General features: G+C 50.0%; 22 protein-coding genes. 6 read left to right on the forward strand and 16 right to left on the reverse strand.

All coding sequences use genetic code 11. The features are described 5' to 3' along the window. Window positions 1–136 precede the first annotated feature (136 nt). The 10 genes from EXY25_RS16125 to EXY25_RS16170 all read right to left on the reverse strand — a co-directional run bounded on the left by EXY25_RS16125 (window position 137) and on the right by EXY25_RS16170 (window position 10,589). Entirely contained in the window at window positions 137–2,374 is a 2,238-nt protein-coding gene (locus EXY25_RS16125) for a S9 family peptidase (RefSeq protein WP_130567668.1), read from the reverse strand. Window positions 2,375–2,455: 81 nt separating this feature from the next. Further along, on the reverse strand, window positions 2,456–3,625 hold the full coding sequence (locus EXY25_RS16130; protein WP_114339093.1) for a GGDEF domain-containing protein: 1,170 nt from the start codon (window positions 3,623–3,625) through the stop codon (window positions 2,456–2,458). Window positions 3,626–3,695: 70 nt separating this feature from the next. Next, the gene (locus EXY25_RS16135) at window positions 3,696–5,546 is read right to left on the reverse strand and encodes a DUF885 domain-containing protein (RefSeq protein WP_130567767.1); all 1,851 of its coding nucleotides are present in this window, start codon (window positions 5,544–5,546) and stop codon (window positions 3,696–3,698) included. Window positions 5,547–5,689: 143 nt separating this feature from the next. Then, on the reverse strand, window positions 5,690–6,847 hold the full coding sequence (hemW, locus tag EXY25_RS16140; RefSeq protein ID WP_130567669.1) for a radical SAM family heme chaperone HemW: 1,158 nt from the start codon (window positions 6,845–6,847) through the stop codon (window positions 5,690–5,692). 25 nt (window positions 6,848–6,872) lie between these two features. Continuing rightward, entirely contained in the window at window positions 6,873–7,466 is a 594-nt protein-coding gene (locus EXY25_RS16145; RefSeq protein WP_130567670.1) for an XTP/dITP diphosphatase, read from the reverse strand. Between the two features lie 99 nt (window positions 7,467–7,565). Beyond that, entirely contained in the window at window positions 7,566–8,015 is a 450-nt protein-coding gene (locus tag EXY25_RS16150; protein ID WP_130567671.1) for a DUF4426 domain-containing protein, read from the reverse strand. 65 nt (window positions 8,016–8,080) lie between these two features. Next, the gene (gene yggU / locus EXY25_RS16155) at window positions 8,081–8,383 is read right to left on the reverse strand and encodes a DUF167 family protein YggU (protein ID WP_130567672.1); all 303 of its coding nucleotides are present in this window, start codon (window positions 8,381–8,383) and stop codon (window positions 8,081–8,083) included. After that, the gene (locus EXY25_RS16160; RefSeq protein WP_114339098.1) at window positions 8,383–8,928 is read right to left on the reverse strand and encodes a YggT family protein; all 546 of its coding nucleotides are present in this window, start codon (window positions 8,926–8,928) and stop codon (window positions 8,383–8,385) included. Before EXY25_RS16160 ends, yggU begins: the two co-directional genes overlap by 1 nt. An 83-nt stretch (window positions 8,929–9,011) precedes the next feature. Next, window positions 9,012–9,839, reverse strand: coding sequence for a pyrroline-5-carboxylate reductase (gene proC / locus EXY25_RS16165; RefSeq protein ID WP_130567673.1), 828 nt, complete (start codon window positions 9,837–9,839; stop codon window positions 9,012–9,014). A gap of 60 nt (window positions 9,840–9,899) precedes the next feature. After that, entirely contained in the window at window positions 9,900–10,589 is a 690-nt protein-coding gene (locus EXY25_RS16170; protein WP_114339100.1) for a YggS family pyridoxal phosphate-dependent enzyme, read from the reverse strand. A gap of 36 nt (window positions 10,590–10,625) precedes the next feature. On the opposite strand from EXY25_RS16170, the gene EXY25_RS16175 reads away from it, so the two are divergent. The 3 genes from EXY25_RS16175 (at window position 10,626) to EXY25_RS16185 (ending at window position 14,102) form a co-directional block, all read left to right on the forward strand. Further along, window positions 10,626–11,660 (forward strand): type IV pilus twitching motility protein PilT, encoded by a 1,035-nt coding sequence (locus EXY25_RS16175; protein ID WP_114339101.1) that lies wholly within the window; start codon window positions 10,626–10,628, stop codon window positions 11,658–11,660. Window positions 11,661–11,673: 13 nt separating this feature from the next. After that, window positions 11,674–12,801, forward strand: a complete 1,128-nt coding sequence (locus EXY25_RS16180; RefSeq protein ID WP_114339102.1) for a PilT/PilU family type 4a pilus ATPase — start codon at window positions 11,674–11,676, stop codon at window positions 12,799–12,801. Window positions 12,802–12,980: 179 nt separating this feature from the next. Continuing rightward, a complete protein-coding gene (locus EXY25_RS16185) occupies window positions 12,981–14,102 on the forward strand; it encodes a transporter substrate-binding domain-containing protein (RefSeq protein ID WP_130567674.1) in 1,122 nt (373 codons plus the stop codon). Window position 14,103: 1 nt separating this feature from the next. Here EXY25_RS16185 and EXY25_RS16190 read toward each other — a convergent pair whose 3' ends face one another. The 6 genes from EXY25_RS16190 to metK all read right to left on the reverse strand — a co-directional run bounded on the left by EXY25_RS16190 (window position 14,104) and on the right by metK (window position 18,816). Further along, the gene (locus EXY25_RS16190) at window positions 14,104–14,502 is read right to left on the reverse strand and encodes a hypothetical protein (protein WP_130567675.1); all 399 of its coding nucleotides are present in this window, start codon (window positions 14,500–14,502) and stop codon (window positions 14,104–14,106) included. Between the two features lie 138 nt (window positions 14,503–14,640). Continuing rightward, window positions 14,641–15,075 carry a Holliday junction resolvase RuvX gene (gene ruvX / locus EXY25_RS16195; RefSeq protein WP_114339105.1) on the reverse strand — a complete coding sequence of 145 codons (435 nt, stop codon included), beginning with the start codon at window positions 15,073–15,075 and terminating at the stop codon, window positions 14,641–14,643. Further along, the gene (locus EXY25_RS16200; protein WP_114339219.1) at window positions 15,075–15,638 is read right to left on the reverse strand and encodes a YqgE/AlgH family protein; all 564 of its coding nucleotides are present in this window, start codon (window positions 15,636–15,638) and stop codon (window positions 15,075–15,077) included. The genes ruvX and EXY25_RS16200 overlap by 1 nt, the downstream gene beginning before the upstream one ends. A 101-nt stretch (window positions 15,639–15,739) precedes the next feature. After that, window positions 15,740–16,690 carry a glutathione synthase gene (gene gshB, locus EXY25_RS16205; RefSeq protein ID WP_130567676.1) on the reverse strand — a complete coding sequence of 317 codons (951 nt, stop codon included), beginning with the start codon at window positions 16,688–16,690 and terminating at the stop codon, window positions 15,740–15,742. A 4-nt stretch (window positions 16,691–16,694) separates the two neighbouring features. Then, on the reverse strand, window positions 16,695–17,426 hold the full coding sequence (gene rsmE / locus EXY25_RS16210) for a 16S rRNA (uracil(1498)-N(3))-methyltransferase (protein ID WP_130567677.1): 732 nt from the start codon (window positions 17,424–17,426) through the stop codon (window positions 16,695–16,697). 238 nt (window positions 17,427–17,664) lie between these two features. Beyond that, window positions 17,665–18,816 (reverse strand): methionine adenosyltransferase, encoded by a 1,152-nt coding sequence (gene metK / locus EXY25_RS16215; RefSeq protein ID WP_130567678.1) that lies wholly within the window; start codon window positions 18,814–18,816, stop codon window positions 17,665–17,667. Window positions 18,817–19,062: 246 nt separating this feature from the next. Between metK and tkt the strand changes: the two genes are divergently transcribed. The 3 genes from tkt to EXY25_RS16230 all read left to right on the forward strand — a co-directional run bounded on the left by tkt (window position 19,063) and on the right by EXY25_RS16230 (window position 23,367). Next, window positions 19,063–21,060: a transketolase gene (gene tkt / locus EXY25_RS16220; RefSeq protein ID WP_114339109.1), complete on the forward strand. Its 1,998-nt coding sequence runs from the start codon at window positions 19,063–19,065 to the stop codon at window positions 21,058–21,060. A 77-nt stretch (window positions 21,061–21,137) separates the two neighbouring features. Further along, window positions 21,138–22,193, forward strand: coding sequence for an erythrose-4-phosphate dehydrogenase (epd, locus tag EXY25_RS16225; protein ID WP_114339110.1), 1,056 nt, complete (start codon window positions 21,138–21,140; stop codon window positions 22,191–22,193). A gap of 10 nt (window positions 22,194–22,203) precedes the next feature. Further along, on the forward strand, window positions 22,204–23,367 hold the full coding sequence (locus EXY25_RS16230; protein ID WP_114339111.1) for a phosphoglycerate kinase: 1,164 nt from the start codon (window positions 22,204–22,206) through the stop codon (window positions 23,365–23,367). The last annotated feature ends 96 nt before the right edge of the window (window positions 23,368–23,463 follow it).

Consider the following 23,463-nt stretch of genomic DNA (forward strand, 5'->3'; position numbering starts at 1 on the left):
TGTTGTTTATCGTCCGAGCATCGGGTTTGTGTATTTTGACGAAACAGACACAGCTGAGCCTAGCAGATGACTCTCTTACTAGGTTTGATCCTCTCTCCAAGGAGAGAGGGCTAGGGTGAGGGGTCTATGTTATTTGCTACAGCTCCGGCATTAAGTGCCGTTCAAAGAACTGTTGTATCGTTCGGTACAAGTGAATGCGGGTTTCTTTGCCGCGGATTGAGTGCTTCTTGCCCGGATAGTTCATCATCTCAAACGGCAGCATCGCTTGTTGCAGCTGGCTGTAAAGTTTGGTGCTATGAGTAAACAGCACGTTGTCATCCGCCATGCCGTGGTAGATCAACAGCGGGCCTTTAAGCTGGGGCGCATACGGGAACACAGCTGAGGCATCATAGCCTTTACCATTTCCCGCCGGGTGGCCGAGATAGCGTTCGGTATAGTGGGTGTCGTATAGCCGCCAGTCTGTCACCGGCGCACCAGAGACACCTGCGGCGAATATGTCACCCGCCTCGAACATACTGATGAGTGTCATATAGCCACCGTAGCTGTGACCGAAGATACCGATCTGGTCACCGTCGACATAAGGCAATGATTTAAGATATTGCGCACCTCTGATCTGGTCTTTCAGTTCGACTTTACCGAGATGACGATAGATAGGATCTTCAAACGCTTTTCCGCGGTTGTATGAGCCGCGGTTATCCAGCTCAAATACCAGAAACCCGCGCTGCACCATCACCTGCGTCCATAGATTTTGCCAACTCCATTTATTGACGACGCGTTGTGCGTGAGGGCCGCCATACACTCGAACAATCACTGGATACTTGCGTGATAGGTCAAAGTTGACTGGTTTGAACAAGCGGTATTGCATCTCTTGCCCATCTTCGGCGTCTAAAACACCAAACTCGGGACGGGACCACTGATCTTGATAAGGCGTCAGTGGATGACGGCTATTGAGGCGATTCTCGTCGATCCAAGCCACCTGTTTGCCGAGAGTTTGATGCAAACTGACTTGTGGAGGCATGTTTACGGTGGAGGATGTATCTAAATAGTGGCTGGCATCTTTAGCAAACGCGACATCATGGTAGCTGCGCGACCGGGTAATTCTTTTGATTCTTGGTTCGCCACTCAAGGCGACGTAGTAAAGGTGCTTCTCCAGTGGGGAATCTTTGCGACCGGTGAAGAAGACGAGGCCCTTGGTTTCATCAATGGCTTCGAGTTTATCGACGATCCAATCCCCTTGGGTAAGTTGGCGCAGTAGTTTTCCTTCCATGGTGTAGAGGTAGAGGTGCTTATAACCATCCCGCTCTGACGCCCAAATAAAATGCTGACCATCTTTAAGAAAACGCAGATCATTATGCAGGTTGATCCAGGTATTGGAGGTTTCCCGCAGTACTTCTCGTTGGTTACCGGTTTTAGTATCTACGAGCATTAACTTCAGCAGTTGTTGGCTGCGGTTTTGCCATTGATAACTTAACTGCTCACTGGTGCTGCTCCAGCGCACGCGGGGCAGGTAAAAATCGACTTCAGTGCCAAGATCTATCCATTGTGTGGTTTTGTCACTGAGCTGATATATACCCAGTTTGTAGCTGACATTGGGGCGACCGGCGGCAGGGTAGGCCTGTTCTATCTGTTTGATCTCTTCAGCGTAGATTTCGCTGCGCACTACGCGGTCGACCGAGCTGTTATCTACACGAATAAAAGCGAGCTTGGTTTCATCCGGTGACCACCAGTAGCCGGTCATTCGCCCCATCTCTTCTTGCGCAACGAACTCTGCCATGCCGTTCTTAATGGTGCCCCCGCCGTCTGTCGTGACGCGGGTTTCTTCTGCGGTGACAGGGTTAACCAAGTACAGATCCTGATCGCGAACAAAGCTAACGTAGTTGCCGTTGGGGCTGACTTTAGCGTCTGTTTCGAACGCGTCAGTTTTCACCAGTTGGAGCGACTTTTGCTCCGTTAATTGGTAAAGGTAGAGATCACCAGCGAGGGGGAATAGCAGTGTTTTGCTGTCTGGAGACCATTGGTATTCCAAAATACCGCTACCGAAAATACGTTGACGCTCGCGGCGTGCTTTCTCTTCATCCGATAGTGTTTCAGCGCCGCCGGTTAACTCTGCTGCATCGACTAACTTAGCGGTTTTACCTGTTTCCAGATGGTAACTCCATAAATCGTAAGCGTTGTAATCATCTTCGCGGGGGCGAATAAAGCTGACTTGTGAGCCATCGGGAGCCAGTTGAAGTTTTTTCGGAGGAGTGCCGGATAGCGAGGGATCGCTGAAGATGCGATCAACTGAAAGCATCTCTGCCTGCAGCGGTAAACTCAGGCTTAATGCGAAAAGTGTCAGACAGGTACGGCGAGAAAAGTGGCTGAAGTTGTACATAGTGACCTCGAATGATAGCAGCGAGGTCACTTTGCGTTTTTTTTTGACTCAGGGCAAGTCGGCGAGAGATTTGCTATCTGGTTAGGCTGTTTCCACCCGGTTACGCCCAGCTTGCTTTGCCCGGTATAGCCGTTTGTCGGCTAAATCCAGCAATGAATCGATATCTCGTTGCGCCGCGGTCAGTTCGGCGACGCCGATAGAGATCGTTATATTGCTGGCCTGATCGCCGTGGGATACCAAGGTTTGAGCTATGCGCTGGCGGATGCGCTCTGCGGTTACTTCCGCCAGGCAGATCCCGCATTCGGGTAATAGCAGGGCGAACTCTTCGCCGCCGAGTCGAGCGACACGGTCTGAATGACGGCACTCTTCGCTGATTATCTCAGCAACCACGCGGATCACCTGATCACCCATGGCGTGGCCAAAGTTGTCATTTACGCGCTTGAAATGGTCTATGTCGATCATTAACAGACTCAGGGGGTGCTGATAACGTTGGCTACGTATTACCTCTTCGCGTGCGAAGGTCATAAAGGCGCGACGATTACTGGTACCAGTCAGAGCATCGGTGGTGGCCATGTTCTCCAGTTCCATCATCAGTTGTTTACGCTCCTGCTGTAAACAGAGCATTTTCAGTAGGTTCTGGTGAATCTGCAGGCCGACATGGATCATTAAAATAGAGAAGCAAACACTGAGTGCGGCCATCGAGTTGTAGAGCAGCCCCTGCTCAAATAATGGTCGTGTGCATGCAATAATGATGATGGGCAGCATATCGAGCAGAAACAGACGTTTTGAAGGCGAGCTCATGGCGGTGGTGGCGGACATCAAGCCCATGACGATCATGGCGATAAAGATATGGTTGGCGAAGTTACCGGGTTGCCAGGCCCACATCGATAGTCCAGCCCAGTGCAGCATATGTAAACCATGGGCCATGGCGATACGCCGCTCCCATTGATAGGCATCTTTTGCCTGCGGTGCGCTTTTTTTGAAGTTACTGTAGACCCGCAGATAATTGCGGGTGATCAGAAAAGAGATCAGCATCCATAGTGCGGCCACCTGCCAACTGACCCAGACGCTTAGTACCGAGCCGGTGATCAATGAAAGCATGGGCGCCAGCAGACGATCGTGCTGGTGATTATCTACGTAGAGATGCAGTTGCTGCAGACGGATCTCAGACAGTTCGAGTGATTCGATATTCAGAGATGATGATCGGGTCAGTGATGATAACCCTGATGAATGGCTCGCTTCCTGCTTCACTAAACTGGCCTCCTTGGACAAGAGGCCAAATTATCAGCTTTAAATGTGACGGTAAAGCGGTTCCAATCGGTTACTTTTGATTTTGCTCAATGAAGCTGTCTACCTGAGTTTCCAGCACGTTCAAAGGTAAAGCGCCGTGGGTCAAAATGACATCATGAAAGGCTTTGATATCAAATTTTTCTCCGAGTGCCTGTTTGGCCTTTTCTCTCAGTTCAAGCAGCTTAATCATGCCAATTTTGTAGCTGGTGGCCTGACCGGGCATGACGACATAACGGTCGATAGCGCGTTCCGCGTCATTGAGTGCATTAGGCGTATTTTCCGCAAGGTAGGCGATCGCTCGTTCGCGGGGCCAACGTTTTTCGTGTAGCCCGGTGTCAACCACTAGACGGGCGGCTCGCCATAGTTCCATCGCCAGTCGGCCAAAGTCGGAATAAGGGTCCTGATAGAGGCCAATCTCTTTTGGCAGTAGCTCGGAATAGAGTCCCCAGCCTTCAATGTAAGCGGTGTAATCACCCAAGCGACGGAACAGCGGCAAACTTTCTAGCTCTTGCGCGATCGCCAGTTGCATATGATGCCCCGGGATCCCCTCATGGTAGGCGAGGCCTTCCATCTGATAGCTGGGCATATTGCTCATTTGGTAGAGGTTGGCGTAATAGGTTCCGGGCCGGCTACCGTCTAGTGAAGGCGCTTCGTAAAATGCTTTACCGGCGGTCTTCTCGCGAAACGGCTCGACCGCCTTGACCTTAAGATCGGCTTTCGGCTGAGTGATGAACAGTTCGTCTAAACGGCTTTTCATATTATCAATCAGTGCCGTGGCTTCTTGCAGATATGCCGCGCGCCCTTCATCGGTGTTGGGATAATAGAAACGAGGATCTTCGCGCATGAACTGGAAAAACTCCCGTAATGATCCGGTGAAACCTGTTTTCAGCATCACCTGGCGCATTTCGGTGTGGATACGCGCTACCTCTTGCAGCCCTATCTCATGTATCTGCTCGGCAGTGAGGTCCGTTGAAGTATGGAAATGTAGTGTACTTTGATAAAACTGCGCGCCGTCTGGAAGCTTCCACACGCCCGCATGATTATCCGCTTTGTTCTCTAGTTGTTGCAGGTAAGCGATCAGCTTTTCGTAGGCCGGGGCAACATGCTCTGTCAAAGCCAATGCGGCAGCATCCAGCAGTTTTTGTTCGCGTTCATCATCCAGATCGAGTGCCAATAACTTAGTTTTGAAATCGGCGAACAGGGTGCTGTCTTGGTCAGCCTCTTCAAACGGCACGCCGGTGAGTAAGCTCTGACTGTCACTGATCACCAGTGGAATAATAAATTTGGGGATGATGATGTCGAGCTCTTCGCGTTTTTTCAGTTGCGCCAGCAGCTGTTCAAACAGCCCCGGTACCCCATAAAGACGGGCAACATAGGCGAGGGCATCCTCTTCGCTGGTGACGGTATGTTGATTGATTAACAGAGACGGTACGTGTGATTGCAAGCCGTCCATCTGCTCGACAGGGTAACTATGGTAGCGCCATTTGTAGTCATCGATTTTATCTTGCAGGTATTGCTTGAACAGCTGGTAGGAGAGGGCGGTTTCACCTACCAGTTCACTACTGTCGATATCTTGCACTCTTCTCAGGTGTTCTTGATATAGCAGCTGTGTTTGCGCGGCATACTCTTCTGAACGATCATCCCACTTGTCATAATCTTGCTTGATGCCAAGTATGGTGAGCATCTCCGGACTGCGCTCAAGTTGAGCCATATAGAGTTCGTCAATGAGCTTATTCACTTCAGTGTTGTATGCCGCTTGTTTGGCATCTGTCGGTTCTACGCTGGTATCGATAACAGGTGTTGGTGGCTCAGGTTTTGGTTCACAGGCCGACAATAATGAAATCAGGGAAGCGGCGACCAGCAGAAGCTTTAATTTACGCATATGTCGGGTCATAAATAGGAAGTCCATTTTAATACTACACTCGATGCCTCATGGCGATAATGTTGACAATATCAGGCTTGCAGTGCGGAAGCCTACAATAAACTGCCGACAGCTTTCTGCATCAGCGACTGATCTACCTGCTTTTACTCTGGTAAAAACATCTCTAATAAGCTGTTGAGGTAACGATGGCCTTTGGCAGTTAACTGAATACTTTCCTCAGTTAAACTCAGCAGCCCCTGCGCCTCGGCATTGGCGAGAATGGGTTCAATCTGGCTCATCGCCTGTCCAGTCAGTTTACTGTATTCGTTCTGCGGAAAAGCTTCAAATAACCTGAGTCGATTCATAAAGTATTCAAACGGTAGATCTGCAACGGCGATTGCTTGTGTTTGATGTCGGTAGCCGTTGCTGGCTTCAAGATAGCCTTTCGGGTGTTTAATCTTGCTGGTGCGAATAATCCGCCCTTCGACAGGTAAAGTGATCTTGCCATGGGCACCACAGCCTATCCCCAGGTAGTCACCAAATCGCCAGTAGTTCAAGTTGTGACGGCAGCGGTAATCCACCTGGCTGTCTGACTTGAAATAAGCCGATACTTCGTATTGCTGATACCCAGCCTGCCGCAGTTTTTCATCACCCTTTTCATAGATATCCCATAGGATGTCGTCGTCAGGCAGGGTGGGTGGACGGCTGTGAAAAAGGGTGTTTGGCTCAATGGTTAGTTGATACCAAGACAGGTGCGGGGGAGCTAAGGCGATGCCTTGGGTTAGGTCGGCTATCGCATCGGCAACCGATTGATCCGGTAAGCCATGCATTAGATCCAAATTAAAGCTTTGTAATCCGGCCTGTTGTGCCATTTGTGCTGCATTAATTGCCTCGTTACGACCATGGATGCGGCCCAGCGCTTGTAGTTTTTGTGGTTGAAAGCTTTGCACGCCAATAGAGATGCGATTGATCCCTGCTTGTTGAAATTGTGCAAATTTGTCGCTTTCCACTGTCCCCGGATTGGCCTCCAAGGTGATCTCACAATCATCGGCAAGCGGGATACGTTTTGCGATACCTTGTAATAGACGTTCGATCGCTTCGGCTGACAGTAGGCTAGGGGTGCCACCACCGATGAAAATAGTCGTTAGCTCGCGTTGCTGCACGTAGTGTAGATCTTGCGTCAGGTCGGCGAGTAACGCATCGACATAGTCAGCTTCCGGTACACCGCCTTTGAGTGCGTGGGAGTTAAAGTCGCAGTAGGGGCACTTCTGCACACACCAAGGGACATGGACGTAAAGACTGAGAGGCGGCAGTGTCTGCACAATATGTTTCCGAATTGCAGCCTGATTAGGCTTGAGTGAGTTGAGCCAACAGTTGCTTTAACGCCTGACCACGGTGACTGAGATGATTCTTTCGTTGCTTGCTAAGTTCCGCGGCCATGCACTGTTCGGTAGGTACCCAGAACACGGGATCATAACCGAAGCCTTGCTCTCCTTGACGCGCTACAGCTATCTCCCCTTGCCATGTACCTTGGCAGATCACTGGTGTTGGGTCATCAGCGTGGCGCATATAAACCAGAACACATTGGAAGCGGGCCTTGCGCTCGGCAGCTGGCTTACCACTCAGCTCGAGCAGCAGTTTATCTATGTTGTTGCTGTCGTTGGACGGCTCGCCAGCATAGCGGGAAGAGTAGATCCCCGGCGCGCCAAATAAAGCGTCGACCTCCAATCCGGAGTCATCGGCGATAGTCGGTAGGCCGGTGATTTTTGCCGCGTGGCGTGCTTTGATGATGGCATTTTCGACAAAGGTGGTGCCGGTTTCTGCGACATCAGGCACATCGAATGCACTTTGCGCGATAACATCAAACGGTAACCCGGCAAGCATTTGATTGAGTTCTTTGACTTTGCCCTGATTGCCGGTGGCGAGAACGATTTTTTGCATGAGCAGCGAACCTGATTAGCGACAGTTGCTGCGCATTGTACAGCATGGCTTGCTGACACCCAACGGTATCAGCAGTGCGGGAAGCGGGACTGTATTGGCCTAATCGGCGTAAAATTTTTGTTGAAACTTGACCGTATTGACTGTGCCGTCGTCATGGGTGAGTTCAATCTCGAAACGGAAAGTTTCTTCGTTGCTGTACGCTATCGGTGAGATGTAATAGACGGCGCTTTCTTCACGGATCTCTTTAAATTTAAGTGTCACTTGATTGCCTATTAAATTTCGTGCTTCCCCTTTGATCTTAACGGCAACAGCAGGGCTCCCCTCTTTGCCAGTATCGAGTACTGAGATATTCACCAGCCCGTTGGTGCGGCTTCGGGTAATACCATAAGCTTTAGCAATCGCTGGGGTTAAAAATGTGCTGGAGAACGCTACATAATGCACGTGTATGTCGCCGAATTTCTCTACATTGGCAAAGGCGGATTGGCTGGTGATCGCTAGCAGTAGTAACAGTAGGGAGCCGAGTCCACGGTAAAGTTTTTGGCGCAGCATGATGGGTTACCTTAGTCAGATGATTAGTGCTTAGTGCAGATGATTAGTAGTTAGTATAGAAGTGGTTAATTGATTTCGTTAGTCAGCAGTGCGGCTATCTGCGGCGGGATCTGCTGTGGTTGCAATATGCGCAAAAGCTTATGTCGACCGGTTGCACCTTTTAGCAGTTGTACCTGATTTTTAGCGACCCGGAACTGTTTTGCTAGAAACTTAATCAAGTGGCTATTGGCCTTACCATCTACAGGCGGGGCAGTAATAGCCAGTTTGATTTCATCGCCATGAATGCCTTGCCAGTTATCACGACTGGCCTTGGGCTGCACATAGAGTCGCAGCTCAAGGCTTTCTGTGGTGCGAGTGACAGCTTGCATCAGAACATGCTGCCGCCAAACAGTAATATCTTTAGAAACTGCAGGGCAATAATCAGTACCAACATCGACAGATCCAGTCCGCCCATGGGAGGAATAATTCGGCGGATCGGTGCCAACATTGGTTCTGTTAGTTGCGCCATCACCGCTTCGATGGGGTTATACCCTTGGCTTACCCAGCTCAGAATAGCGCGTAAAATCAGCACATAGAAGACGATGGAGAAGATCTCCTTGACCAAAGTGATGCCGCCCGCCATCAGAATAAACAAGGCATCAAACGGTACTTTGGCAATAAGAGCGAGCACCACGACTTTGACACAGGCGATGACCAGCGCAAATACTAAGCTGGCAGTATCTAATCGTCCTATGGCGGGGAGTACCCGGCGTAATGGTCCCACCACAGGATGAGTGGCTTTCACTACAAACTGGCAGAATGGGTTGTAGAAATCAGCCCTGACCAGCTGTAACCATACCCGTAAAATCACTACCATCAGGTATAGATTGAACAGGATATCGATTAGAAATACAAAGGCGGATTGACTCGCCATAAAATGACTCTCCCAAATATGAAAATGCCTGCACTTGGCAACAGCCTAAACTACAAGCACCGATAACTTAAGTGATTCGATGACTAAAACTGTTTAGCCATATCTTCTGCTCTGGCAACCGCCGCTCGCATCGCTTTAGCAACTAAGGTAGACAACTCGCCCTCTTCAAAAGTTCTCAGAGCTTCAGCAGTGGTGCCGCCTTTTGATGTTACCTGCGAGCGCAATGTGGATATGGGAAGATCGCTTTCTGTGACCATCTGCGCCGCACCTTGGGCGGTTTGTTGCACCAGTAAGCGTGCCGTCTCAGCATCAAAGCCCATATTTTCAGCTTCAGTTTGGATCGCTTCCATGAATAGGAAAAAATAGGCCGGAGCACTACCCGCCGCAGCGATAACATGATTGATACCGGCTTCTTCTTCCACCCAGACCACTTTACCGACGGCGGCCATTAACGATTGACTGAACAGTTTATCATCCTGCTTCGTGCCTGCAGGGGCGTACAACCCTGTCATGCCAAGCCCCAATAATGAGGGTGTATTAGGCATGGTGCGGACAATACGCGGAGCACCGCTAAGATAGGCTTGCAGGGTGTCAACAGTGACGCCGGCGGCAATAGACAGATAGAGTTTATCACCGTGGCCGCCCATATCGGCGACCAAGCGTTCGCAAACAATGTCTAATAGCTGTGGCTTGACTGCCAGCACCACCACATCAGCTTCTTTCGCACCTTTGGCATTATCTTCTGCGGTATTCACACCAAAATCATCGGCCATCCGTTGACGGGTTCTGTCCGTCGGGGCGGTGACCGTGATTAAATGGGCGGGGTAGCCGCGCTTGATCAGACCGCCAATAATACTGCGGGCCATGTTGCCGCCGCCAATGAAGGTAACTTTTTCCTGCTGGTCAAACATCTCTGGATCCTTATTTGATCGCTAATTCGATTGTGCGTGTTCATTATGAAACAGTGGCGGCTATTTGGGTGCGCGAGCCCCAAATATCGCCGTACCGATGCGAACCATGGTGGCACCTTCGGCAATGGCAGCCTCCAGATCGCCACTCATCCCCATGGATAGGGTGTCTAATTCTGGGTGGTGTTGCTGCAAATTGATAAAAGCAGTATTTAGCCGCTTGAACTGCGCGCGCTGAGCCTGATAGTCATCAACATCAGCGGGGATCGCCATCAGCCCGCGAAGCTGTAAGTTAGGTAATTCTGTGACCTGTTGAGCCAAGTCTGGTAAGGCCTCAAGCGAGATCCCGGCCTTTTGAGGTTCGTCACTTATATTGACTTGAATACAAATTTTTAACGGCGTAAGGTGGCTCGGACGTTGTTCGCTAAGGCGTTTGGCTATCTTAATACGGTCTACACTTTGCACCCAGTCAAAGTGCTCTGCTAATAAGCGGGTTTTGTTTGACTGGATCGGACCGATGAAATGCCATTCAAGCTGCGGGTTGGCGATGGCGACTATTTTGTCGACCGCCTCCTGTACGTAGTTTTCACCAAAACAGCGCTGTCCGGCAGCGACTGCTTCGAGGATTGCTGCGGCAGGCTTGGTTTTACTGACGGCTAATAGCGTAACGCTATCTGCCTCTCGACCAGCCTCTGTACAGGCTGCATTGATGCGCTGTTGCGAACTCTGCAGGCGAACTGTTAAGTCACTCATAAGAATTTAATTACCGATACCTTCTGGAGCTAGGCTATGGATGTTACCGAATTACTGGCGTTTACTGTTAAGCATAATGCATCAGATTTACATCTGTCCGCCGGTGTTTCCCCGATGATCCGTGTTGATGGTGAAGTACGTCGAGTCAATGTGCCGGCATTAGAACATAAAGAAGTTCATTCACTTATCTACGATATCATGAATGATAAGCAGCGCCGTGAATTTGAAGAACATCTCGAAGTGGATTTCTCATTTGAGGTGCCTAATCTGGCTCGCTTCCGTGTTAACGCATTTAATCAGGGGCGTGGCGCTGGTGCTGTATTCCGTACCATTCCGACGGAAGTTTTGACTCTGGAGACCTTAGGTGCACCAGAGATTTTTAAGAAGATCTCTGATCTGCCTCGTGGCCTTGTGTTAGTGACCGGGCCGACCGGCTCTGGTAAGTCGACGACGCTGGCGGCGATGATCGATTACGTCAATGACAACAAACATCACCATATTCTCACCATCGAAGATCCTATCGAATTTGTTCACGACAACAAAAAGTGTTTGGTCAACCAGCGTGAAGTGCACCGCGACACCCATAGCTTTAACGCCGCACTGCGCTCTGCGTTGCGTGAAGATCCGGATGTTATTCTGGTGGGTGAATTACGTGACCTTGAAACCATCCGTTTGGCATTGACCGCTGCAGAAACCGGCCACTTGGTATTCGGTACATTGCACACCACCTCTGCCGCTAAAACTATTGACCGTATTGTTGACGTATTCCCTGGGGAAGAGAAAGCGATGGTACGTTCAATGCTGTCAGAATCATTACGTGCGGTTATCTCCCAGACACTATTGAAAAAACTGGGTGGTGGTCGAGTCGCCGCCCACGAAATCATGATCGGTACCCCAGCGATCCGTAACCTGATCCGTGAAGATAAAGTGGCGCAGATGTACTCGGCGATCCAGACGGGTATGGCCCATGGCATGCAAACATTGGATCAGTGTCTGCAGGGCTTGGTTAGTCGCGGTATTGTTACTGCGGATGATGCGCGTCTGAAAGCTCATGACAAGAACGCTATCTAAGGGAGTGTAGGTGATGCTGCTGAATCAACTGCTGACGAGAATGAGTAATGAAAAGGCGTCGGATCTTTTCATTACCGTTGGCTTTCCACCCAGTGCCAAGATTGATGGTGAAATGACGCCGTTGGCGGAAACACCGCTGAGTAAAGAGCGTGCGCTTGAGATCGTTGAAAGCGCGATGACCGAGAAGCAGAAACAGCAATTTCACGACGAGCGCGAGTGTAATTTCGCCATCCCGCTAGCGGGAGTTGGTCGTTTTCGTATCAGTGCCTTCTGGCAACGTGATAGCGCGGGTATGGTTTGTCGTAAGATTGAAACCCAGATCCCCGACCCTGACTCGTTGGGGTTGCCTCCTACGCTGAAAGAGACGGTGATGGCGAAGCGAGGCTTATTATTGTTCGTGGGTGCCACCGGTACCGGTAAGTCAACCTCGTTGGCGGCACTACTCGGGCATCGAAATCGCAACTCCCGCGGTCATATCTTGACCATTGAAGATCCTATTGAATTCGTTCATCAGCATGAAAAAAGCTTGGTGACGCAAAGGGAAGTGGGACTGGATACGGAATCGTTTGATGCCGCGCTAAAAAGTGCCTTACGTCAGGCGCCGGATGTGATCCTGATTGGTGAGATCCGCTCCATGGAAACCATGGAGTTCGCCCTGAGTTTCGCCGAAACCGGTCACTTGTGCCTTGCTACTTTGCACGCTAACAACGCGAACCAAGCGTTGGATCGTATTATGCATTTGGCACCAACCGAGAAACACAACCAGTTGCTGTTTGATCTGTCGTTTAACCTGCGGGGCATCGTGGCACAGCAGCTAGTGCCTCGTCGTGATGGCAACGGCCGTAGAGCGGCGATCGAGATCTTGCTGAATACGCCGATGATTGGTGAGCATATTCGTCGGAACGAGATGCATCTGATTAAAGAGACGATCACCAAGTCCCGTGAGCAGGGGATGCAGACCTTTGACCAGGCACTGTTTGACCTCTATCAGGCAGGTGAAATCAGTTACGCTGATGCGCTACATTATGCTGATTCGCCTAATGATCTACGTCTAATGATCAAACTGCAGGGCGATGAACCCGGTGGCGGCTCCGGCTTCCTCGATGGTGTGACGCTCGACAACGATGATGACGATTTTTAGTCCACATCAATTTAGTAGAACTATTAACAAGCCCTGAGATTAATCTCGGGGCTTTTTTTATGCTAAATGCCAGGTTGGTTAATTGACGATGCTATTGTCATAAGCTATTGATATAAATAACTTATAAATTCTACTCTTTTGTCCACCGCTGCGGGCAGGAAAGGGAAGGGGATAGCAAGATGGATAGAGATCGTTTAAGCCGTGGTGTAAGCACTTGGATTTGGTTTGTCTCCGTACTTATAGGCTGTGCTGTTTGGGTGCCATCGGCTGCTGCGGAAGTGAGTGCTGATGCGGTAACCGCGCAACAGAAAACCTTGGTGATAGCGACACGTGACGCCCCGCCTTTCGCTATTAAAACCGGAGATGGTTGGCATGGCATTACGATCGAACTGGTTCGTCATATTGCTGATCAATCTGGTATTCAACTTGAGTTTAGAGAGATGGAGATCGATGAGATGCTGTTGGCGGCCTCGCGTAGCGAGATCTCTGCTGCTGCCGCTGCTCTAACCATCACCGCAGAGCGGGAACAATCCGTTGACTTTACCCACCCCTTTCTTACTTCTGGATTAGGTATCGCTGTGGCGAAAAGCCAGTCGGTTAGTTGGATAAGTGCGGTCAAGGCTCTCTTCTCCGGCCCATTTATTAAAGCGGCAGGTGCTTTGCTAGCCGTACTTACCATTGTCGGAGTGGTTGTTTGGTTGGCAGAGCGTAAACACAATGAGCAGTTTTCTGTTGCGCCAATCAAAGGGGTTGGAGCGGGTGTTTGGTGGTCAGCAGTAACGATGACCACTGTAGGGTATGGAGATAAAGCGCCAAAATCCCTGCTGGGACGGATTGTCGGTTTAATCTGGATGTTTGCCAGTATCATCATTATTTCCGGATTTACTGCGGCCATCGCCACCTCTTTAACGGTGGGGCAATTGGAACAGTCCATTACTGGTATTGATGATCTGTATGGTGAACCGGTGGTCTCTGTTAAAGGCAGCACCAGTTCCATCTATCTGCATGAACAGTTTGTTCGCCATGAAGAAGTGGCATCCGTTGAAGAGGGCTTAAAGCTACTTGCAGATGGCAAGGTGATTGCCATGGTGTATGACTTGCCGATTCTACGATATGAAATTAACGCGAATTTTGCCCATCAATTGAGGGTGTTGCCGCAAACATTCCTGCGCCAGGATTATGGTATTGCGTTACCGCCAAATGATCCCACCAGAGAACTGTTAAACCAACAAATATTGAACTTGATAGATACGGATGAGTGGCAGCAAATCAAAGACAGATATTTGGGTGTGACAAAATAGGTTAACGACATAATCCGGTTAGTTGATAGCCTGCGGTGGTCCAGCGCCGTTGCTTAATAGTTAGCGATTCGAAACAGAGTTGCTGCTCGTCTAATGCGCTATCCAGCCCGACCTCTGCTTGCTCTTCCATTTCAGGGTCTGTGATACCGGTTAAAGCTGCGTTTACGGGGGATTGTGATTCGCGCAGGCTGCGGTATTGCCCCCCTTGAGGTTGCTGACGTTTCTTCTTGGTATTCAGGGTGGGAGTGGCAAATGGTAGCGTGTAAACAAACTTAATTGAGCCATCATCTAAGGCTTCGTAATTGAGTGTTGCTTGGGGAAGCTCTGCTTGGGGTTTAGTGGAACACGCCGATAACAGGCTTATCAAAATCAGTGCGGTACAAATATTTTGGCTTGCCATTCAACTGCTGTCCAAATCCGTTGCGCTACGATACTGCTTGCTATCAAGAAGCTCAGTATATGCTAACGGATATCGGCACCAGACAATATTAAGAAACGTGAAGTTGTGAAGTTGATTAGGCTCGTGGCTTCCCTTCAGCTACTGATAGGCTCGTTGCATGTAGCTTTCGATGATGAGTACTGCCGATACACTATCAATTTTGTCTTTTTGGAGTGCTTGATAGCCACCCAGCTCAAACAATCTTTCTTTTGCATCTGCCGTCGTCAGGCGTTCATCCTGCATCTCAAACGGTGTGCCAAAGCGGCCATGTAATCGTCCGGCGAATTTTTTGGCTCTGGCGGTTATCCACTGCTCTGTGCCATCCATGTTGAGTGGTAGGCCAATCACTAATAGATCGGGTTGCCACTCCTCGATTAGACGTTTGAGCTGATCCCAGTCTGGTATACCATCTTTGGCTTTCAGCGCGGGCAGCGGTGATGCGGTACCTGTCAGCTCTTGGCCGATGGCCACACCGATACTACCCGTGCCAAAATCGAAGCCCAGCAGGGTTCTTTGTGCCGCTTGTGAACCCATTAAGCATGACCTATTTCTGGGCTGATATTCCAAATGTCGACACCCAGCCGTTTGGCTGCCGCTTCCCATAATTGATCCGCTGGGGTACTAAAAATCAGTTCATCATCGGCGGGGATCGTGAGCCAACTGTTGCGAACCAACTCTTCTTCGAGCTGCCCTTCAGACCAGCCAGAGTAGCCAAGAGTGATGATATATTGCTCCGGTGCTTTGTCTGTGCCCAGGGCGGTTAAAATATCTTTCGAGGTGGTCACCATGATTTGGTCACTGACCTTCAGACTGCTGGTCCAGCCGTGCTGGGCGGAGTGCAGGACGAAACCACGCTCAGGGCTGACTGGTCCACCGGAAAAGACTTTGCGTTGGCGGGTGGTTTCAGGCAGGTCATCCAAGTCAAGGTGTTCAACCTGCTTGAGTAGCTCGCTAACGGTGATGGGCGCGGGTTGGTTAATGATGAGACCCATCGCCCCTTTGTCATCATGCTCACAGATATAGGTGACGCTGCGTGAAAAAAACGGATCTTTCAGCGACGGCATGGCAATAAGCAGGTGATCGCGCAGACTTTCCATACATTTCACTCGGTTACTACAGACACTATTATTATGGCAGTTGCTGGCGTAAAACTCAGCTAAGGCGGCCATAATTCCTTAGCCGCCATATTGAAAAAGGGTTAGTTGGCTATTCGCTGCGCAATGGCGTCCATTAACTGACCAGCAATATCGATATCGAATGCCGCTTCTATTTCACGAATACAGGTTGGGCTGGTGACGTTGATCTCAGTCAGCCCTTCACCAATGATATCCAGGCCAACAAAGATCAGCCCTTTGGCTTTTAACGTCGGTCCGACAGCACGGGCAATACGCCAATCACTTTCACTCAGAGGCCGCGCTTCACCTCGGCCGCCAGCGGCGAGGTTGCCACGGGTTTCTCCTTTGGCGGGGATACGCGCCAAGCAGTAGGGGACTGGTTCACCATCGATCATCAGGATCCGTTTGTCGCCATCTTTAATGTCTGGAATAAACGCTTGCGCCATACAGTAGCGTTGGCCATGTTCCGTCAGGGTTTCGATGATCACCCCTAGGTTTGGATCGTTGGGTTTGATCCGGAAAATCGAAGCGCCGCCCATGCCGTCCAGCGGCTTTAGAATAATGTCGTCATGTTTGGCATAGAAACGACGAATATTGTCAGCTCGACGGGTGACTAGCGTAGGGGGGGTTAACTCGGGAAACCAAGCAGTAAACAGCTTTTCGTTGGCATCGCGCAGGCTTTGTGGCTTATTGACGATGAGTACACCTTCATCTTCGGCTCGCTCTAGCATGTAGGTGGCGTAGATATACTCGGTATCAAAGGGGGGGTCTTTGCGCATCAATACCACATCAAGTTCCGTCAACGGTAACTCTTCGGCCGCGCCCAAAGTGAACCAATTCTCTGCATCTTGCTGTACTTGCAGTGGTGCCATTCTGCCGTAGGCCTTGCCTTGGTCGAGGTAAAGATCGGCCATCTCCATATAGCGCAGTTGCCAACCCCGCGCCTGTGCCGCCATTAGCATGGCAAAGCTGCTGTCTTTCTTGATATTTATATCTGTGATGGGGTCCATCACGATACCGACGGTAATAGTCATTCTGTTATCCCAAGTCACCAAATCTGAGTTGCAAAGCGCTGATAGCAACCAACGCCGCGGTTTCTGTTCGTAATATGCGAGGACCGAGTTTGACGGTAAAAAATTGCGCTTGCTCAGCGACGGTAATCTCCTGCTCGGAGAGTCCGCCCTCGGGGCCGATAAGTATCTCTACCTGATCCCCAGGCGCCGCCATGTTGCTAAAGCTGGTATCGGTATGAGGATGCAAAGTGAGACGAGTGGCGTCAGTTGTTCTGGCCAACCAGTCAGAGAGCGGCTGGGGCGAATTGATACGCGGCACTCTGTTGCGGCCACACTGTTCGCAGGCACTGATAGCCACTTTCTGCCAATGTGCGACTTTCTTCTCCCAGCGTTCATTGTTGAGCTTGACGCCGCAACGTTCGGTAATCAGTGGTGTGATCTCTTGTACGCCCAACTCGACTGACTTCTGTATTGTGATATCCATCTTTTCACCACGGCTTATTCCTTGGCCTAAGTGGATCGCAAGTGGGCTTTCCCGATCTGCGGGGTGAGCTTGCTGTATCTGCACTGACACATTGCGCTTGTCGACAACACTGAGTGTTCCAAGATACTCATGACCGTCGCCATTAAAAAGCGTCACCGGATCGCCGAGGCGCATTCGGAGTACGCGCGCCACGTGACCCGCGGCATCACTACTTAGCTCGACCGTTGACGGAGAGGTCAGCGGTTCTGGGTGAAATAGTCGAATGTTGCGCATGATGTAACTCTTATCCTGACCAAACGATACTGAAAAGCAGAGCGAAGAAAGCGAAGCCAGTTTACGTGATCAATCAACGCAGTATAAACAAAAAAGGCAAGCTTTCGCTTACCTTTATTTTCAGGATGAACGGTACACCCAAAACACTACGCGGGGTGAGCCTTGCCGCAAGTGCATGGCACCCACAGCACTTTGTGGGGGGGGCTAATACACGGGTGCGGCAAATTTAGTCAGTCAATTATAAGCCTGCAGAGGCGCGCAGAGCGTCTATTTTATTAACCTGCTCCCAAGGGAACTGCTCACGGCCAAAGTGACCATAAGCGGCGGTTTCTTTATAGATAGGCTGCACTAAATCTAACATTTCAGTGAGACCATATGGACGCAGGTCAAAGTGTTCTCTAACCAGTTTAACTAACAGCTCGTCAGCCACTTTACCTGTACCAAAGGTTTCGACGCTGATAGAGGTCGGTTCGGCTACGCCAATGGCATAACTTACCTGGATCTCACAGCGTTCAGCCAACCCAGCAGCAACAATGTTTTTTGCCACGTAACGGCCAGCGTAAGCGGCGCTACGGTCAACTTTTGACGGATCTTTACCGGAGAACGCACCGCCACCGTGGCGAGCCATACCACCGTAAGTATCAACGATGATCTTCCGGCCAGTTAAGCCGCAGTCACCCATCGGGCCACCGATAACAAAGCGACCGGTGGGGTTGATGAAGTACTTGGTCTTGTCGTTTAGCCATTCGCGGGGTAATACCGGATCGATAATGACTTCGCGAACCGCTTCTACCAGGTCACTTTGGCTGACGCTGTCACAGTGCTGTGTCGATAACACCACAGCATCAATGCCAACAGGCTTGCCGTTTTCATAAACAAAACTTACCTGGCTTTTAGCGTCTGGGCGTAACCAAGGAAGTGTGCCGTTCTTACGTACTTCAGCCTGACGCTTTACGAGGCGGTGGGCATAAGTAATTGGCGCAGGCATCAGGACATCAGTCTCGTTGCTGGCGTAACCGAACATCAAGCCTTGGTCACCAGCCCCCTGCTCGCGAGGATCACCGCGGTCAACACCTTGAGCGATATCAGGCGATTGTTTACCGATAGCGTTAACGACAGCACAGGAGTCAGCGTCAAAGCCCATATCTGAGTGCACATAGCCAATATCTCGAACGGTATCACGTACCAGTTGTTCGATATCTACCCATGCTTCAGTAGTGACTTCGCCTGCCACTAGCACCATGCCGGTTTTAACCAGGGTCTCACAGGCTACGCGTGCCATAGAGTCCTGTTCGAGAATTGCATCGAGAACAGCATCAGAGATCTGATCTGCGATTTTGTCGGGGTGCCCCTCAGAAACGGATTCGGAGGTAAATAAATGTTGTGCCATGGGTGTCATCCAGATAGATAGACTTATATATGTATGAACGTCTAGACGTCTATTCTAACCAAGAGAGCTGCAAATGTGCTAGCCCCGATCGTAAAAAAAGCGCATAACCGCTTTGTTGTACGTGTAAACGTAAATAATAGATTACATATATAGAGGCGTAGAATTTCGTTGCTAATGTACACAGAAACATTGACAATATGCGTCCATTTTTTCAGACACTTCAAATTATAGAGCTGGGAGTATTCGATGCCTTCTCGTCGTGATCTTGCCAACGCAATCCGTGCACTGAGCATGGATGGTGTACAAAAAGCTAAGTCGGGTCACCCCGGCGCACCTATGGGTATGGCTGATATCGCGGAGGTTCTCTGGCGCGATTATATGAAGCACAACCCAACTAATCCTGAATGGGTTGACCGCGATCGTTTCGTATTATCCAACGGCCACGGTTCTATGTTGTTGTATTCCCTGTTACACCTCACAGGCTACGACCTCTCAATTGATGATTTGAAAAACTTCCGTCAATTGCATTCTAAAACCCCTGGTCACCCTGAATATGGTTATGCGCCGGGTGTAGAAACTACCACCGGGCCACTGGGTCAGGGCATCACCAATGCGGTTGGTTTTGCGATCGCAGAAAAATCATTGGCCGCGCAGTTTAACCGTGGTGTTCATAATGTGGTTGACCACTACACCTATTGCTTCCTCGGTGACGGTTGCTTGATGGAAGGTATCTCCCATGAAGCCTGTTCATTGGCTGGCACCTTGGGTCTAGGTAAGTTGATTGCATTTTGGGATGACAACGGCATCTCAATTGACGGTGAAGTTGAAGGCTGGTTTACCGATGACACGGCCAAGCGTTTCGAATCATACGGCTGGCACGTTATTCCAGCGGTTGATGGCCATGATGCTGCAGCGATTGCAGCAGCAGTCGATGCGGCGCGTGCAGAAACTGGCAAGCCAACCCTTATCTGTTGTAAGACTGTGATTGGTTACGGCTCGCCGAATAAAGCTGGTAGCCACGACTGTCACGGTGCGCCATTAGGCGATGAAGAGATCGCTGCATCACGTGAATTCCTTGGTTGGAAGCATGGTGCATTTGAGATCCCTGCTGATCACTACGAGCAGTGGAGTGCGAAAGATGCGGGTCAGGCCGAAGAAGCCGCTTGGCATGACAAATTTGCTGCTTATCGTGGCGAGCACCCTGAGTTAGCCGCTGAGTACGAGCGCCGCATGAAGGGTGACCTGCCTGCTGAGTTCTCAGCGCAAGCAGATCAGTACATTGCTGACCTGCAAGCCAAAGGCGAAGTCATTGCGACCCGTAAAGCAAGTCAGAACTGCCTGAATGCTTATGGCCCATTATTACCTGAATTCATGGGCGGCTCAGCCGACCTTGCGGGTTCTAACCTGACATTGTGGAGTGGGGCGAAAGGCCTCACTGCTGATGATGCTGACGGCAACTATATCTTTTACGGTGTGCGTGAATTTGGCATGTCAGCCATCATGAATGGTCTTGCTCTGCACAAAGGTTTCGTACCTTACGGTGCCACTTTCTTAATGTTCGTTGAATACGCTCGTAATGCGGTACGTATGGCCGCGTTGATGAAGCAGCGTAGCATCTTTGTTTATACCCACGATTCTATCGGTTTGGGTGAAGATGGTCCGACGCACCAGCCAGTAGAGCAGATTTCCAGCTTGCGTATGACACCTAATCTGGAAAACTGGCGTCCATGTGACACGGTTGAATCAGCTGTGTCTTGGAAAGCGGCGATTGAACGTAAAGAGGGGCCTACTAGCCTTATCTTTACTCGCCAGAACTTGGCTCATCAGGATCGTACCCCACAGCAGGTTGCTGATATCGCCCGCGGTGGTTATGTGTTGAAGGATTGTGAAGGTCAGCCTGAGCTTATCCTGATTGCTACCGGATCTGAGGTTCAACTCGCAGTTGAAGCCTATGCCACGTTGACTGCAGAAGGCCGTAAGGTGCGTGTCGTTTCAATGCCATCAACGGACGTGTTTGACGCCCAAGACGCAGCGTATAAAGAAGCTGTATTGCCTGCTGCGGTAAGTAACCGCGTCGCCGTTGAAGCCGGAATAGTCGACTACTGGTACAAGTATGTTGGCCTGAATGGTCGGGTGATTGGTATGACAACGTTCGGTGAGTCCGCTCCTGCGGATCAGTTGTTCGAGATGTTTGGTATCACCACCAAAAATGTTTTGGAAAATTGCCGCGAGTTACTGGGCTAATTCCACTCGATATTAAAGGCGGGCCTTAGGCTCGCCTTTTTATATCTCTTCTTAAATTGCACCTATCAGACTGTGGTATGACGATAAGAGTTGCGATAAATGGCTATGGCCGTATTGGGCGCAGTGTACTGCGTGCACTTTATGAGCGTGGCGAACAAGATATTAAGGTGGTAGCGATTAATGAGTTGGCTGATGTTGACGCCATTGCTCACTTAACTCGCTATGACACTACCCATGGTCGTTTTAACTGTTCAGTAGAATTGGAACAGACGACTTTGCGGGTGGGTGATGATGATATTCAACTCTTACAGCAGGCCGATATCTCTCAGCTACCCTGGGATGAGTTGGCTATTGATGTGGTGTTTGAATGTACCGGTAGCTTTAATCGCCGTGAACACGCAGAGCAACATCTTGCTGCTGGCGCGAAAAAGGTCTTGTTTTCGCAACCTGCCCGTACCGAAGCAGACGTTGATGCCACCGTTATTTGGGGCGTTAATGAAGCTGTATTGAAGGCCGAAGATCGGATCGTATCTAACGGTTCTTGTACCACCAACTGCATCGTGCCTGTGATCAAGCTATTGGATGATGAGTTTGGCATCGAATCTGGCGCGATCACGACTATCCATTCGGCGATGAATGATCAACCCGTCATTGATGCCTATCATCCGGATTTACGTCGAACTCGCGCCGCTGGCCACTCCATTATTCCTGTTGATACCAAGTTGTCTGTGGGAGTGGAGCGGATCTTGCCTAAGTTCGCGGGTCGATTTGAGGCAATTGCCGTGCGAGTGCCGACGATTAACGTGACTGCGATGGACTTGTCGGTTACAGTTCACAAGAAAGTATCGATCCGTGATGTAAATCAATTACTACAAAGCGCAGCTAAGGGAGAATTCTCCCAAATCCTGTCTTATACTGACGAACCTTTGGTTTCTGCTGACTTTAATCATGATCCACACTCATCGATTGTGGATGGAACGCAAACACGAGTCAGCCACCATCATTTGATCAAATTACTAGTTTGGTGTGACAACGAATGGGGATTCGCAAACCGGATGATTGATACATGTCGGTCTATAATGAATGCGGTCTCCCAAACTCAACCCAATTCGCTTAACTTCAGTCGAACATAGAGGAATCACCATGTCTGTTATTAAAATGACTGATCTGGATCTGGCCGGTAAACGCGTCCTGATCCGTGCAGATCTCAACGTACCTGTGAAAGATGGCAAAGTGACTTCGGATGCGCGCATCCTAGCATCACTGCCTACCATCGAAATTGCCCTGAAAGCCGGTGCAAAAGTGATGGTGACTTCTCACCTAGGTCGCCCAACTGAAGGCGAATACGCTGAAGAGTTTTCACTGCAGCCTGTTGTTAACTACCTTGCGGACGCTGTTAAAGCACCAGTACGTTTGGCAAAAGACTACTTGGCAGGCGTTGACGTTGCAGCTGGCGAGTTGGTTGTTCTGGAAAATGTTCGCTTTAACAAAGGCGAAAAGAAGAACGAAGAAGGTCTGGCAAAGCAGTACGCTGCACTGTGTGACGTATTCGTGATGGATGCCTTTGGTACGGCTCACCGTGCACAGGGTTCAACCCACGGTGTTGCTCAGTATGCGCCTGTTGCTTGTGCTGGCCCTTTGTTGGCGGGTGAGTTGGATGCATTAGGCAAAGCAATGGCTGAGCCTGCGCGCCCAATGGTGGCTATCGTTGGTGGTTCTAAAGTATCTACCAAGCTGACAGTACTTGAGTCACTGTCTAAAATTGCTGACCAACTGGTTGTTGGCGGTGGTATTGCTAACACTTTCATCGCGGCTTCTGGCCACAATGTAGGTAAGTCACTTTATGAAGCTGACTTGATCCCTACAGCGCAAAAGCTGATGAAAGAGTGCTCTATCCCAGTTGCTACTGATGTTGCTTGTGCCAAAGCATTCGACGAAAATGCTGAAGCAGAAATTAAAGACGTGAGTGAAGTGACTGACGACGACATGATTTTCGATCTTGGTCCTAACAGCTCTGCTGAACTGGCTGAGATCCTGAAGAATGCCAAGACTATTTTGTGGAATGGTCCAGTCGGCGTTTTTGAGTTCAAGAACTTCGAAGCAGGTACACTGTCTATCTCTAAAGCAATTGCAGAGAGCGAAGGCTTCTCTGTTGCTGGTGGTGGTGACACATTGGCTGCTATCGACAAGTTCGGTATTAAAGCAGATGTTTCTTACATCTCTACTGGCGGCGGCGCTTTCCTTGAGTTTGTTGAAGGGAAAACTTTGCCAGCAGTAGCAATGCTGGAAGAGCGCGCGAAAGGTTAATTCAAGCTGGCGGGTGTTGTTTACCCGCCTTTTGCTGTGTTCCTGCTACATTTGTTAGCAAACCATAAGTGATGGAACTGAGTCACAATTTGGAAC

This window comes from Corallincola spongiicola, from assembly GCF_004284785.1.
GTDB classification, from domain to species: Bacteria; Pseudomonadota; Gammaproteobacteria; order Enterobacterales; family Neiellaceae; genus Corallincola; species Corallincola holothuriorum.